Raw genomic sequence first — 13,318 nt, forward strand, 5'->3', positions numbered from 1 at the left:
GAATTTTCCCTTTTCTCAGATGGATGTCTGTATGGCCTATGAACTCCATATCGCCCGTGTCGAAAGCAATGCAATAACGCCTGAAGAATGGCGTGACGTGTGTGCCGGTGACCCGTCCCTCCTGTTGCAGGACGAAGTGACTGCCGTTAATCCCACGACAGGAGCGACGATCTCCATCAGCGGTAACCAAACGGCGTACTGGACCTCTCCCACCACGCAGCAGGATTACTATTTCGATTATCGCCGTGGCCAAATTTCGTTTGTATACAGCGATGAGAGCATCGTGAAAGCCAAGGCGATTGCCCTGGCCCTCGCCGCTGAAATTCGAGGCGATGAGGGGGAGAAATACTGATACGCCTAGGCTTTACGCGGCTTCACGAACAGGTCGATCAGCAGGTACAGCGCGCCGACAGTAATTGCGATATCCGCAATATTGAACACCCCGGTATGCGCTGGCCCGACGTTCAGGACCATGTAATCAACCACATGGCCGTCGCGAAACACCCGGTCGATCAGGTTGGCGATGCCACCCAAGGCGATGGCGTACAGCGGCAAGACTTTACGCAGCGGCTGGTTCCAGTTGGAGAGGGACCACCCCATCGCCCAGGCCACCACAACGGCCACGCCGACGATAAAGATCAGTTGTTTGACCTGTGGTGGCAAAGCGGCGCCCAGGCTCAGGAATGCGCCAGGGTTGAGGCTTAGCTCCAACGCAAAGTTGATCGGGTTTGAGCCGATTTTGAAGCTGTTGGCCTGCAGTGAAACCAGGGCCCAGAGTTTCACAAGCTGGTCCATAGCAATGAAGGTGATGCCGGCGAGGAGGGCGAAGCTGCGGCCTCGCAATAGGGGCGACGTGCTCAAGCGGTAACTTCCTGTTTCGGGGCGGTCGATAAGGCGGCTGAAGATAGCTCAGGCGCTCTATCCCGTCCATCTTCAAGCCGCCGGGCAGGCTGTGTTCAACGCCTTAAGTTCAGGACTCAGTACCTTTGTGCAAATTGCCGATAATTGCAGTGCACACGGTCATCTGTGAATTCCAATGTGGGAGGGGGCTTGCCCCCGATTACGGTGTGTCAGTCACTGCTGCTGTGACTGATGTACTGCAATCGGGGGCAAGCCCCCTCCCACATTGGATGTTCAGTGTCTTGGAACTCGGTATCCGCCCAAACAAAAAATGCGCCCCTGAGGGCGCATTTTTTTGTTCGGTCAGCTATCGCCTATCAGGCAATCGCATCCCAGGCTCGATCACCGTGCTCGTCCTTGATCCGAGTCGGCAAGCCCATCACGTCCAGCGCCTTGAGGAACGGCTCAGCCGGCAGTTCCTCGACGTTGGCCATGTGTTTCACATCCCACTCGCCACGGGCTACCAGCAGCGCTGCGGCTACCGGTGGAACGCCTGCGGTGTAGGAGATGCCCTGGCTGTCGGTTTCAACGTAGGCTTCTTCGTGATCCGCTACGTTGTAGATGAACATCTCGCGCGGCTGGCCGTCCTTGGTGCCTTTGACCAGGTCGCCGATGCAGGTCTTGCCGGTGTAGCCCGGAGCCAGCGAAGACGGGTCGGGCAGCACGGCCTTGACCACTTTCAACGGCACCACTTCCAGGCCTTCGGCGGTGGTGACCGGCTTCTCGGAGAGCAGGCCGAGGTTTTTCAGCACGGTGAACACGTTGATGTAGTGTTCGCCGAAGCTCATCCAGAAACGCACGTTGGGCACGTCGAGGTTTTTCGACAGCGAGTGCACTTCATCGTGGCCGGTGAGGTAGAGGTTCTGCGAACCCACGACCGGGAGGTCGTCGGTACGTTTGACTTCGAACATGGTGTTGCTGGTCCACTGGCTGTTCTGCCAGCTCCACACCTGCCCGGTGAATTCGCGGAAGTTGATTTCCGGATCGAAATTGGTGGCGAAGTATTTGCCATGGGAGCCGGCATTGACGTCGAGGATGTCGATCGAATCAATGCGGTCGAAATGCTGTTGCTGCGCCAGCGCGGCATACGCGTTGACGACACCCGGGTCGAAGCCCACGCCAAGGATGGCGGTGATGTTCTTCTGTTTGCACTCTTCCAGGTGGTTCCATTCGTAGTTGCCGTACCACGGTGGGGTCTCGCAGACCTTGCCCGGCTCTTCGTGGATGGCGGTGTCGAGGTACGCAACGCCCGTGTCGATGCAGGCACGCAGTACCGACATGTTGAGGAACGCGGAACCCACGTTGATGACGATCTGCGATTCAGTCTCGCGGATCAGGGCCTTGGTCGCTTCCACGTCCAGGGCGTTCAGCGCGAAGGCCTGGATGTCGGCGGGAACCTTGAGGCTACCCTTGGCCTTGACGCTGTCGATGATGGCCTGGCATTTGGAGATGTTGCGCGACGCGATAGCAATACGACCGAGTTCGTCGTTGTGCTGCGCGCACTTGTGGGCCACCACCTTGGCGACACCTCCTGCACCAATGATAAGAACGTTCTTTTTCAATTGCTTTATTTCTCCTATATCCGCCAGCTTACGAAAGGCTGGACAGGTAGTCGTCGTAACCAAATTCACGAACCACTTCGACTGTACCGTCGAGTTGTTTCACTACGATGGACGGCATTTTCAGGCCGTTGAACCAATTTTTCTTGACCATGGTGTAGCCCGCGGTGTCGATGAACGACAGCCGATCGCCGATGGCCAGCGGACGATCAAATTGATACTCGCCGAAGATGTCCCCGGCCAGGCAGGATTTGCCGCACACCATGTAGGTGTGTTCACCGTCGCTCGGCGCCAGTTTGGCGTTGAGGCGGTAGATCAGCAGGTCCAGCAGGTGGGCTTCGATGGAGCTGTCCACGACGGCGAGGTTTTTGCCGTTGTAGAGCGTGTCGAGCACGGTGACTTCCAGGGAGGCGCTGTTGGTGATCGCCGCTTCGCCGGGTTCCAGGTAGACCTGCACGTCGTACTTCTGCGAGAACGCCTTGAGGCGCTGGCAGAAGGCGTCGATGGCATAGCCTTCACCGGTGAAGTGGATGCCGCCGCCGAGGCTGACCCAGTTGACCTTGTGCAGCAGCGCGCCGAAGCGTTCTTCGATGGTGTTCAGCATCTGGTCGAACAGGTTGAAATCGCCGTTCTCGCAGTTGTTGTGGAACATGAAGCCGGAGATCTGCTCGATCACGCCTTCGATCTTCACCGGGTCCCATTCGCCCAGGCGGCTGAATGGACGCGCCGGGTCAGCCAGCAGGTAGTCGGAGCTGCTCACTTGCGGGTTGACGCGCAGGCCGCGGGTCTTGCCTTCACTGCGCTCAGCAAAACGCTGCAGCTGGCTGATGGAGTTGAAGATGATCTTGTCGCAGTTATCGAGCATCTCTTCGATTTCATCGTCGGCCCAGGCCACGCTGTAGGCGTGCGCCTCACCTTCGAACTTCTGGCGACCGAGCTTCAACTCATACAGCGACGACGAGGTGGTGCCGTCCATGTATTCCTGCATCAGGTCGAACACCGACCACGTGGCAAAGCACTTGAGCGCCAGCAGGGCCTTGGCGCCGGACTGCTCGCGCACGTAAGCAATCTTCTGCATGTTGACCAGAAGCTTCTGTTTATCGATGAGGTAGTACGGCGTTTTGATCATTTTTGAGAGCCTGCGGCGGTGCCTGCCAAAAAAGGACACGCATTGTGCCCGCACTTGGATCGAATCGAAAGGTTAGCCGGCGGATTTTGCACGCCGGTTTTTCAAGCATAGCCCCGGAGTATGACTATCTAAGGATATGCACCGGCCCGGTGTGGGAGGGGGCTTGCTCCCGATAGCGGTGTGTCAGGCACCCTATTGGCGGGCTGATCCACCGCTATCGGGAGCGAGCCCCCTCCCACATTTTGGCCTATGTGACTTTGTTGCACTGCCATCAAACCGTCATCTCCCCACCACCTTCCTGCCACATTCCCCCGTTACTGTCCTCGCCAATGAGATCGATCTCAAGCGAGTAAACATGACTGACCTGAAAGACGTTGCGCGGCTGGCTGGCGTATCCCGCGCCACTGCCGCCCGCACCTTTGCCTCTCCCGAGCAGGTGCGCCCGGCGACCCGTGAGCAGGTGTTCGCCGCCGCCCGTGAGTTGGGGTTTCGGCCCAACCTGCTCGGCCGCCAACTGCGCCTGCAAACCACCCAGTTGATCGGCGTGGTAGTGCCCAACCTGCTCAACCCGGTGTTCGCCGAGCAGTTCCAGGCCATGGAGCGTGCCGCGCGGTTGCGTGGCTACAGCCTGGTGCTGGCGACCACCGACTACAGCAGCGAGCGCGAGTGCATCGTAGTGGAAGAACTGCTGCGCCAGCGCGTCGATGGCCTGGTGCTGACGGTCACCGATGCCGAAAGCAACAGCGTGCTCAGCAGCCTGAATACCGAACAAACCCCGTTCGTGCTGGCCTATCACCAACCGAGCAACCCCAACTACAGCGCCGTGTCGGTGGACAACCGCGCGGGCATGGCCTTGGCCACGCGCTACTTGCTGGAGGCCGGTCATCGACGCATCAGCATGGTCGCCGGCCCCGCCTTGCAGTCCGACCGCGCACGCCTGCGCTATGCCGGTTACTGCGACGCGATGAAGGAATACGGCCTCAAAAGCCGCGCGGTGATCGAAATGCCCGCGCATACCCAGGCCGAATTCGCTGCCATCCAGCCGTACCTCAACGGCCCCGACGCCCCCAGCGCGCTGGTGTGTTCCAACGATTTCCTGGCTATCAGCCTGATCGCAGAGCTGCGCCGCAATGCCTGGAATGTACCCGGGCAGTTGTCGGTGATGGGCTTTGACGGCATCGCCCTCGGCACCCAGATGCACCCGACCCTGTGCAGCGTGGTGCAGCCCATCGCGCTGCTGGCCAGCACGGTGATTGATCAACTGCTGGCGCAGATCGCCGGGAATGCCCCGGTTTCCCATTGCCTGCCTTGCCATATCCGGCCGGGCGAAAGTACCCAACCCTTTGAGGAGTCCCTTGATGCGCGCATTCAGTAAAACCCTGGCAGCCGTGCTGCTGTGCGGTGTGGCCAGCCTGGCCCAGGCCGCCGACACGGCTATTTGCTACAACTGCCCGCCGGACTGGGCCGACTGGGGCACCCAGCTCAAGGCCATCGCCGCCGACACGGGTGTGCAGGTGCCGCTGGACAACAAGAACTCCGGCCAGTCCCTGGCGCAACTGGTGGCCGAAAAGGCCGCGCCGGTCGCGGACGTGGTGTATTACGGCGTGACCTTCGGCTTGCAGGCGCAAAAGGCCGGTGTGGTTGATGGCTACAAACCCAAGGGCTGGGAGCAGATCCCCGCCGGGTTGAAAGACCCCGCCGGCCAGTGGTTTGCGATCCACTCCGGCACCTTGGGCATCATGGTCAACGTCGATGCATTGGGTGGCTTGCCGGTGCCGCAAAGCTGGGCCGACCTGCTCAAGCCTGAATACAAAGGCATGGTCGGCTACCTGGACCCGTCCAGCGCCTTCGTCGGTTATGTCTCTGCCGTGGCGATCAACCGCGCAATGGGCGGCGACCTGGACAACTTCGCCCCGGCCATCGACTACTTCCAGAAGCTGGCGAAAAACGCCCCCATCGTGCCCAAGCAGACCGCCTATGCGCGGGTGCTGTCCGGCGAGTTGCCGATCCTGGTGGACTACGATTTCAACGCCTACCGCGCCCGCTACAAAGACAACGCCAACGTCGCCTTCGTGATCCCCAAGGAAGGCAGCATCAGCGTGCCCTATGTGATGAGTCTGGTGGCCAACGCGCCGCACCGCGCCAATGGCGAGAAGGTGCTGGACTTCGTGCTGTCGGACCAAGGCCAGGCACTCTGGGCCAAGGCGTACTTGCGCCCCGTACGCCCGGTGACCATGCCGGCCGACGTCGCCGCGCAGTTCCTGCCCGACAGCGATTACGCCCGCGCCGGTGTGGTGGACTATCAGAAAATGGCCGCTGTGCAGGAAGCCTTCGCCGCCCGTTACCTGAACGAGGTCAAGTAAGTGGCTGCATCGGCAAAACAGGCGGCCTGGGCGCTGGCCCCGGCCTTTGCGGTGCTGTTCGCGTTCTGGCTGTTGCCGCTGGCGCACTTGATGGTGCTCGGCGCCGACAGCCGCGACAGTCACGGCAGCGGCTATTGGCAGGTGCTCAGTAGCGCGCAGTACCTGGGTAGCCTGGCGCAGACTTGCGTGCTGGCGATCGTGGTGACGTTCACCGCGTTGTTGATCGGTGGCATCAGCGGCGTATTCCTTGCGCGCCAGCAGTTTTTCGGGCGCTCGGCGTTGGTGGCCTTGCTCACGTTTCCTCTGGCGTTTCCCGGGGTGGTGGTGGGCTTTCTGGTGATCCTGTTGGCCGGGCGCCAGGGGTTGCTGGCGTCCCTGGGCCTGCAAGTGGCCGGTGAGCGCTGGATTCTTTGCCTACTCGCTGGCCGGGCTGTTTGTCGGCTACCTGTACTTCTCGATTCCCCGGGTGATCCTCACGGTGATGGCCGCATGCGAAAGCCTCGACCGCAGCCTGGAAGAGGCCGCGCATTCGCTGGGAGCAGGGCACTGGCGGGTGGTGTGCGACGTGATCGTGCCGGGCCTGGCGCCGGCGTTGGCGTCCTGCGGCGCGATTTGCTTCGCCACGTCCATGGGCGCCTTCGGCACCGCGTTCACCTTGGGCACGCGCCTGAATGTGACCCCGGTGGCGATCTACAACGTGTTCACCAACTACGCCAACTTTGCCGTCGCCGCCGCGTTGTCGGTGGTGCTCGGCGCGGTGACCTGGGCGGTGTTATTGCTCACGCGGCGCCTGGTGAAAAATGCGGGGACTGTCTTGTGAAGCGCTCATCGCTGTTCGTGATTCAACTGCTGTTTACCTTGCTGGTGTGCGCATTCATGTTGGTGCCGGTGCTGATGTCGTTGCTGGCCGGGTTGACGCGCAATTTCTTCGTCGGCCTGTCCAGCGGCCTGACCTTCGACTGGTTGATCCAGGTATGGCAGGCCTACTCGCCCACCGTATGGCTGTCGTTGCAATTGGCGCTGGCGTGCGCGGTGTGTGTCTGCGTGATCGGCGTACCGGCGGCCTATGCGCTGGTGTGCATGAACAACCGCTTCAGCCGTGCCTTCGAAGAACTGATGGTGTTGCCGGTGGCGATGCCGGGGTTGGCCAGTGCGCTGGCGTTGCTGCTCACCTACGGCCAGTTCGGCACGTTTCGCAGCAGCTGGTTGTTCATCCTGGTGGGCCATGTGTTGTTCACCTTGCCGTTCCTGGTACGTCCGGTGATGGCGGTGATGCAACGCCAGCAACTGCCGGTGCTGGAAGAGGCAGCGGCCAGTCTGGGCGCCGGGCCGATCAAGCGCTTTTTCAGCGTGGTGGTGCCCAACTGCCGGGCGGGGATTCTCGCTGGCGTGCTGATGGTGGTGACCTTGTCGTTGGGCGAATTCAACCTGACCTGGATGCTCCACACACCCATGACCAAGACATTGCCCGTGGGCCTGGCCGACAGCTACGCCTCGGCGCGCCTGGAAATCGCTAGCGCCTACACCCTTATCTTTTTGCTGATGATCGTGCCGCTGCTGATTGCGTTGCAGGCCATCAGCGCTCGTTTGTCCCGTGGAGAGCGTCGATGACCGCTATCACTATTCGCCTGCAAGGCTGTCGCAAGGCGTTCGCCGACGGCACCGTGGCTGTGCATGATCTGAACCTGACCGTTGAAGGCGGTGAAACCCTGGCGATCCTCGGCCCGTCCGGCTGCGGCAAGACCACCACCTTGCGCCTGATTGCCGGCCTGGAACGCCCGGATGTGGGCCAGGTTTTTTTCGGCACCGACGACGTCACCCGCCTGCCCATCGAGCGCCGCGACGTGGGCATGGTGTTCCAGAACTACGCGTTGTTTCCCAACCTCGATGTGGCCGGCAATATCGTCTACGGCTTGAAGATTCGCGGCATGGCGCCGCTTGCGCGGAACAAGCGCTGCGAGGAACTGCTGGAGCTGGTGGGCCTGCAACAGCATGGCAAGCGCAGCATCCACGAACTGTCCGGTGGCCAGCGTCAACGCGTGGCCTTGGCCCGTGCCTTGGCGCCGCGCCCTAAGGTGCTGTTGCTGGACGAACCGCTGGCCGCCCTGGATGCGCAATTGCGCGAGCGCTTGCGCAGCGAGCTGAATGAACTGCTGCGCGGTCTCGGTATCACCTCGGTATTTGTCACCCACGATCAGGGCGAAGCCATGGCCCTGGGCGATCGTATCCTGGTGATGGAGCACGGCCGCGTCGCGCAACTGGCCAGCCCACGGGAGATCTACCAGAAACCGGCCAATGCTTTCGTCGCCGGTTTTGTCGGCAACCTCAATGCATTTGCTGTTACCTCGCGAACAGCCCATGGCCTGAAAGTCTGCGGCGGCGAGTTGCCGTGGCAGGCCGCCGACGTGCCCAGCACGGTGTACTGCCGCCCCGAACACCTGCGGGTGATGGAGAGCGAAGGGCACTTGCACGGCTATCTATTGGCGCAGTTCTTCCAGGGCGCACAAAGCCGCCTGCTGGTGGATGTGGGCGGCCCGCAACCGCTGCTGGTGGACAGCAGCGACAACCACCTGTACGCCGTCGGCGCGCCGATCGCCCTGGCGATTGCGCCGCACATGTTGTTCACCCTGAATGCGTGAGAGTTTGCTTGTGAATCGTCCGTTTCTTGTTGCGCAAATCAGCGACCTGCACCTTAAAGCCGGCCAGCGCCTGACGTACGGGGTGGTCGATACCTTGGGCGCGCTGCGTCGTGCCGTCGACCATTTAAACGCCAGCCAACCCCGGCCCGATATCGTGGTGGTCAGCGGTGACCTGGTGGACTTCGGCCGCGCCGATGAATACGCCGTGCTGCACCCCGAACTCGCGCGCCTGCACATGCCGTGCTACCTGGTGCCCGGCAACCACGACACACGCGGTCCGTTGCTTGAGGCATTCCGTGATCACGCTTATTTGCCGTCGTCGGCAGAGGGGCCGTTGGACTGGGTGGTGGACGAGCATCCGCTGCGCTTGATCGGCCTGGACTCGACTATCCCCGGTGGGCATGGCGGCCAGCTACTGGACAGCCAATTGCACTGGTTGGACGAGCAACTGGCACGCCGCCCGGACGCGCCGACGTTGCTGATCCTGCACCACCCGCCGTTTATCAGCGGCATCGGCCATATGGACCGCGAACCCTTTATCAATGCCGCCGCACTGGAGCGCGTCGTGGCGCGCCACCCGCAAGTGGAACGCCTGCTGTGCGGGCACCTGCACCGGCCGATGCAACGACGCTTTGGCGGCAGCTTGAGTTGTGTGTGCCCCGGCACCTCCCATCAGATTGTGCTGGACCTGCAAGACGCCGCGCCCGCGCATTTCAACCTGGAACCGGCGGGGTATTTGTTGCATCGCTGGGATGCGCAACACGGCTTGATCAGCCACAACGGCGTGTTCGGGGATTACCCGGGGCCGTATCCGTTTTATGACGCTCATGGATTGATTGACTGAGGTTTACGGAGGTTTCACTTCACTCAACTAGCTAACAACTAAGTAACTGAACAACCGTTAATGCCCCGGCCAACGTCACGTTTGGCCGACGGTATCCTGCTGCCCATTTTTTGCGCCCGGAACTTGGATTCCGCGCCGGAGTTCGTCCTGATGAAAGCCACGTTGAATGTATTAAGTGTATTGACCGGCAGCCTGGGCATTGCTCTGAGCCCCTTGGCGTCTGCTGACTTTTTGAGCGACAGCAAAGCCAACTTGAGCATGCGTAACTTCTACTTCAATAACGACAACCGCGACGGCACGGCGGCACCGTCGAAGACCGAAGAGTGGGGCCAGGCCTTTATCCTCAACTACCAGTCGGGCTTCACTGACGGCACCGTCGGTTTTGGCCTGGACGCCATCGGCATGCTCGGCGTGACCCTCGACAGCAGCGCCGCGCGCCATGTCGGCAGCTCGATGATCCCCACCGAAGACGGCAAGGCCACGGATAACTGGGCCCGTGGCGGCGCGACCGCCAAGGCACGCTTTGCCAAGACCGAAGCGCGCTACGGCTACCTGCGCCCGAACCTGCCGATCCTGGTGAGCAACGACGGCCGCCTGTTGCCGCAGTCGTTCGAAGGCGGGCAAGTCACCAGCAAGGACATCGACAACCTGACCCTGGTCGGCGGCCAGCTTGAGCACACCACCGGTCGCGGTTCCAGCGACCGCAGTGGCCTGGCCGCGGCGGGCGGTACCCAGGAAAGCAATAAATTCACCTACGCCGGCGCGGACTACCAACTGACCAAGGACCTGATGGTCCAGTACTACTACGCCAATCTCGAAGACTATTACCAGCAACACTTCGCCGGGTTGATCCACGTATTGCCGTTGGGCGAATACGGCTCATTGAAAACCGACCTGCGCTACTTCAAGACCAGCTCCGACGGCAAAAACAGCAGTGCTGCCGGCCGTGCCGAGGGCTACAAGCTGGGCGGCTATACCAAGAACGGCAACGGTGAAATCGACAACAACACCTGGAGCGCCGCGTTCATCTACTCCCTGGGCCCGCACGCGATCACCGCCGGCTACCAGCAAGTCTCGGACGACAGCAACTTCGCCCAACTCAACCAGGGCGGCCTGGTGAACAAAGGCGAGGGTGGTGCCAGCCTGTACCTCTACACCGACCGAACCGTGCAGACCTTCATCCAGGCCGGCGAACGCACTGCCTTTGCCCAGTACGCCTACGACTTCGCGTCGCTGGGTGTACCCGGCCTGAAGGCCTCGGTGATGTACCTGAAGGGCGACCACATTCTTACCGCCAGCGGCAACGACGCCAGCGAGTGGGAGCGGGACATCTCGTTGGATTACGTGGTGCAGAGTGGCACGTTCAAGAACGTCGGGTTCGGCTGGCGTAACGGCGTGTCACGCAGTGAAGTGGCGCGGGACCAGGACCAGAATCGGGTGTTTGTGAGTTATTCGATTCCGTTGATGTAGTACAGCTGAGCGCCTCACCTCTGTAGGCGCGAGTGGGCGCTCAGTGATCGTGCATGCGTTGCGGTGTCATCGCTGATCTGATGAAAACCGCAGCGCAGATAAAATGCTGCGGCTTCGGGTGTATCGGTAGATAAGCGCACATCGTGGAATTTCAGCGTGGCGTAACCCAGCAGTGCTTGAACCAAGGCCTTACCCACGTCTCGCCCTCGCATTTGGGGAGTCACGTATACCCGGCGCAGCCGGCCCACGGTTGAGCCGGCGTAGGGATCACGGGAAACGCCGCCGACTGCAATCAGTTGCTCCTGGTAAAACACGCCCAAAAGGTACTCGCCCGGTTGTTCGAACCGATTGGCGCCTGTTTCCCACTCTGTGATCAGGCGCGTGAGGAACCTGAACCCTTCGGCAATGGCTTGCGCTTCCAGCGTGTGGATCTCGTCTGGGAGTTCTTCCAGTCTACGTATCGAAGGGGCTTCGCTGGAGGGCTTCATAGGGACTCTTTGTGTGGGCACTGAGCGTTCGACCTCATAGCTGATTGCGCCCCAAAGACAACAGCCTTGGGTAATGACATCCCTGTAGGGACCTATCCGAAATAGCGTGGCGGGCACTGTACCTGTGGCGAGGGAGGCGTGCTCAAACCACCCGGTTTCTGCCCGCGGCCTTGGCCTCATACAAACACATGTCCGCGCGTTTGAGCAGTGCCAGGGAGTCACGGTCCGAAGGCTCGGCCACGCCCACGCCGATGCTTACGGTCAGACGGCCTACGGTGGGAAACACTGCCGCCTCGACGGCCGCGCGGATTTTTTCGGCGACCACGTCGGGGCTGTCCGGCGCTTCGACTTCCGGCAGCAGCACGGCGAATTCTTCCCCGCCATAACGCGCCACAAAGTCAGTGGCGCGCGTCGTGCTTTCTATCAGCGCGGCGAGTTGGCACAGCACATCATCGCCAATGGCGTGGCCGTAGGTGTCGTTGACGCGCTTGAAGTAATCGGCATCGATCAGCAGCAGGGCGAAGGTGCGGCCGGTACGTTGGAACAGCAGGCTGTTCTCGGCGAGTTTTTCATCGAAGCGGCGACGGTTGAACACGCCGGTGAGGGCATCGTGGGTGGCCAGTTTCAGCAGTTCGGCGTTGGCCTGGGTGAGGTCGGCGGTGCGTTGGGCGACAGTGGCTTCCAGGGAGGCGTTGGCTTCCTGCAGCTGGCGTTCCTTGGCCAGCAGCGCTTGGGTCATGCCGGTGAGCGAACGGCCCAGTTGGGCGATTTCCAGTACCGAGTGCTCCTGGGGAAACACTGCGCCGGGCTGGTGCTCCTGGACTTGCTTGGCGGATTTGGCCAGTTGTTCGATAGGGCGACTGAGGGAGGAGGCCAGGTAATACGCCGCGACCATAAACGCCACGGCGGCGAGTACACCGAGTATCAGCAGTTTGTAGAGCAGCGTGCGCGCCGGTTGCAGGGCCACATCCAACGGCTGGCGCACCATGATGTACCAAGTCATTTTTGCGTTGGAGGGGCTGGGCACCGCGACCGAAGCGGTCACAAAACCGTCCGCCGTGGACCAGCCGGAAGGCGTGACCAGCTTGTCTTTAGGCATCTGCTCGCCGGCCAGCAGTTCGGGATAAAGCACCTTGCCGTCGAAGTCGACAATCAGCGCCTCGATATCAGGGATGGCGTCCTTCTGCATCACTGCCGAATCGACGATTTGCGTCACCCAGCGCCAGTGCGCATGGGCCCCCAGCACGCCGATGGTCTCGCCCTTGGCGTTACGGATAGGCTCGGCGAAATCAATAAAACGCAACAGCTCGCCGTTGGCCGCCCCTGGCAGCAACTTGGCCAGCAGCACCGCCTCATGGGGATCGCCGGTGTACTCGCCAAGCAGACCGGCCTGGAACCATGGGCGCTGGCTGACAGATTGATTCACCAGCAGCCCATTCACCGCCTGGCGCACACGGCCGTCGGCATCGGCGACGCCCATCCACGCGTACTCGGCGCGAGACTGGGTACGCAGCTCCATCAGCGTGAGGATGTCCGGCTCGTTCAAGTCACCCTTGCGAAACAGCGGCGCTTTGCTGAGCAGGGTCACTTCCAGCTGACGCTCGCGCAGTTGCACGGCCAACAGCGCAGCCGTGGAGCGCGCTGTGCTCAACAAAGCAACGCCGCTGGCCTGCTTCATCTGCCCAGTTGCGATATGCCCTACATAAAAGCCCACGCTCAGCAAGGTGAGCAGGGATAAACCGGCAAACCATAAGGTCAGGTGACTGCGCAGACTGGCTTTGATCATGGGTGCTCATTTGAATGTATTGTTTGCGAGCATAGTACCCGCAATGAATGAGTGCCGTGTCGGCTAAAGGCAAGCCTCAACATGAGCGAAACTTGTGCTGATCTAAAATAGAATGAGTTTGTCTCACTATGATCAATTCC

The 13,318-nt window shown here is 61.1% G+C and carries 12 protein-coding genes and 1 pseudogene; 8 read left to right on the forward strand and 5 right to left on the reverse strand.

The features are described from left to right. Positions 1 to 31 precede the first annotated feature (31 nt). Positions 32 to 352 (forward strand): hypothetical protein, encoded by a 321-nt coding sequence (locus ACVWXD_RS07515; protein ID WP_233896829.1) that lies wholly within the window; start codon positions 32 to 34, stop codon positions 350 to 352. Positions 353 to 357: 5 nt separating this feature from the next. Here the strand turns inward: ACVWXD_RS07515 and lspA are convergent, their stop codons facing one another. From lspA to ACVWXD_RS07530, 3 genes are all read right to left on the reverse strand, one after another. Further along, complete coding sequence (gene lspA, locus ACVWXD_RS07520) at positions 358 to 861, reverse strand: signal peptidase II (RefSeq protein WP_032889521.1); 504 nt, start codon at positions 859 to 861, stop codon at positions 358 to 360. Between the two features lie 356 nt (positions 862 to 1,217). Continuing rightward, the gene (locus ACVWXD_RS07525) at positions 1,218 to 2,462 is read right to left on the reverse strand and encodes a saccharopine dehydrogenase family protein (protein WP_032889518.1); all 1,245 of its coding nucleotides are present in this window, start codon (positions 2,460 to 2,462) and stop codon (positions 1,218 to 1,220) included. 28 nt (positions 2,463 to 2,490) lie between these two features. Further along, a complete protein-coding gene (locus ACVWXD_RS07530; RefSeq protein WP_074847089.1) occupies positions 2,491 to 3,588 on the reverse strand; it encodes a carboxynorspermidine decarboxylase in 1,098 nt (365 codons plus the stop codon). 355 nt (positions 3,589 to 3,943) lie between these two features. On the opposite strand from ACVWXD_RS07530, the gene ACVWXD_RS07535 reads away from it, so the two are divergent. The 7 genes and pseudogenes from ACVWXD_RS07535 to ACVWXD_RS07565 all read left to right on the forward strand — a co-directional run bounded on the left by ACVWXD_RS07535 (position 3,944) and on the right by ACVWXD_RS07565 (position 10,904). Continuing rightward, positions 3,944 to 4,963: a LacI family DNA-binding transcriptional regulator gene (locus ACVWXD_RS07535; protein ID WP_032889511.1), complete on the forward strand. Its 1,020-nt coding sequence runs from the start codon at positions 3,944 to 3,946 to the stop codon at positions 4,961 to 4,963. Then, positions 4,947 to 5,951 carry an ABC transporter substrate-binding protein gene (locus tag ACVWXD_RS07540; protein WP_131699895.1) on the forward strand — a complete coding sequence of 335 codons (1,005 nt, stop codon included), beginning with the start codon at positions 4,947 to 4,949 and terminating at the stop codon, positions 5,949 to 5,951. The genes ACVWXD_RS07535 and ACVWXD_RS07540 overlap by 17 nt, the downstream gene beginning before the upstream one ends. Next, positions 5,952 to 6,771, forward strand: a pseudogene (locus tag ACVWXD_RS07545) (ABC transporter permease). After that, positions 6,768 to 7,562, forward strand: a complete 795-nt coding sequence (locus tag ACVWXD_RS07550; protein ID WP_032889505.1) for an ABC transporter permease — start codon at positions 6,768 to 6,770, stop codon at positions 7,560 to 7,562. Before ACVWXD_RS07545 ends, ACVWXD_RS07550 begins: the two are co-directional and overlap by 4 nt. Beyond that, positions 7,559 to 8,590 carry an ABC transporter ATP-binding protein gene (locus tag ACVWXD_RS07555; protein WP_181644166.1) on the forward strand — a complete coding sequence of 344 codons (1,032 nt, stop codon included), beginning with the start codon at positions 7,559 to 7,561 and terminating at the stop codon, positions 8,588 to 8,590. The genes ACVWXD_RS07550 and ACVWXD_RS07555 overlap by 4 nt, the downstream gene beginning before the upstream one ends. Before the next feature lie 10 nt (positions 8,591 to 8,600). Next, the gene (locus ACVWXD_RS07560; RefSeq protein WP_099602710.1) at positions 8,601 to 9,434 is read left to right on the forward strand and encodes a phosphodiesterase; all 834 of its coding nucleotides are present in this window, start codon (positions 8,601 to 8,603) and stop codon (positions 9,432 to 9,434) included. 150 nt (positions 9,435 to 9,584) lie between these two features. Then, positions 9,585 to 10,904 carry an OprD family porin gene (locus tag ACVWXD_RS07565; RefSeq protein ID WP_032890006.1) on the forward strand — a complete coding sequence of 440 codons (1,320 nt, stop codon included), beginning with the start codon at positions 9,585 to 9,587 and terminating at the stop codon, positions 10,902 to 10,904. Between the two features lie 14 nt (positions 10,905 to 10,918). Here the strand turns inward: ACVWXD_RS07565 and ACVWXD_RS07570 are convergent, their stop codons facing one another. Continuing rightward, positions 10,919 to 11,392 (reverse strand): GNAT family N-acetyltransferase, encoded by a 474-nt coding sequence (locus ACVWXD_RS07570; RefSeq protein ID WP_457370821.1) that lies wholly within the window; start codon positions 11,390 to 11,392, stop codon positions 10,919 to 10,921. 142 nt (positions 11,393 to 11,534) lie between these two features. Continuing rightward, on the reverse strand, positions 11,535 to 13,178 hold the full coding sequence (locus tag ACVWXD_RS07575) for a sensor domain-containing diguanylate cyclase (RefSeq protein WP_122681248.1): 1,644 nt from the start codon (positions 13,176 to 13,178) through the stop codon (positions 11,535 to 11,537). Between the last annotated feature and the right edge of the window lie 140 nt (positions 13,179 to 13,318).

Source organism: Pseudomonas sp. TE3911 (assembly GCF_054062775.1).

Bases quoted from the DNA above. Each gene is read 5' to 3' on its own strand.
- ACVWXD_RS07515 (WP_233896829.1), top strand. From the start codon at position 32: ATGGCCTATGAACTCCATATCGCCCGTGTCGAAAGCAATGCAATAACG.
- ACVWXD_RS07530 (WP_074847089.1), bottom strand. From the start codon at position 3,588: ATGATCAAAACGCCGTACTACCTCATCGATAAACAGAAGCTTCTGGTC.
- ACVWXD_RS07535 (WP_032889511.1), top strand. From the start codon at position 3,944: ATGACTGACCTGAAAGACGTTGCGCGGCTGGCTGGCGTATCCCGCGCC.
- ACVWXD_RS07540 (WP_131699895.1), top strand. From the start codon at position 4,947: ATGCGCGCATTCAGTAAAACCCTGGCAGCCGTGCTGCTGTGCGGTGTG.
- ACVWXD_RS07555 (WP_181644166.1), top strand. From the start codon at position 7,559: ATGACCGCTATCACTATTCGCCTGCAAGGCTGTCGCAAGGCGTTCGCC.
- ACVWXD_RS07565 (WP_032890006.1), top strand. From the start codon at position 9,585: ATGAAAGCCACGTTGAATGTATTAAGTGTATTGACCGGCAGCCTGGGC.
- ACVWXD_RS07570 (WP_457370821.1), bottom strand. From the start codon at position 11,392: ATGAAGCCCTCCAGCGAAGCCCCTTCGATACGTAGACTGGAAGAACTC.
- ACVWXD_RS07575 (WP_122681248.1), bottom strand. From the start codon at position 13,178: ATGATCAAAGCCAGTCTGCGCAGTCACCTGACCTTATGGTTTGCCGGT.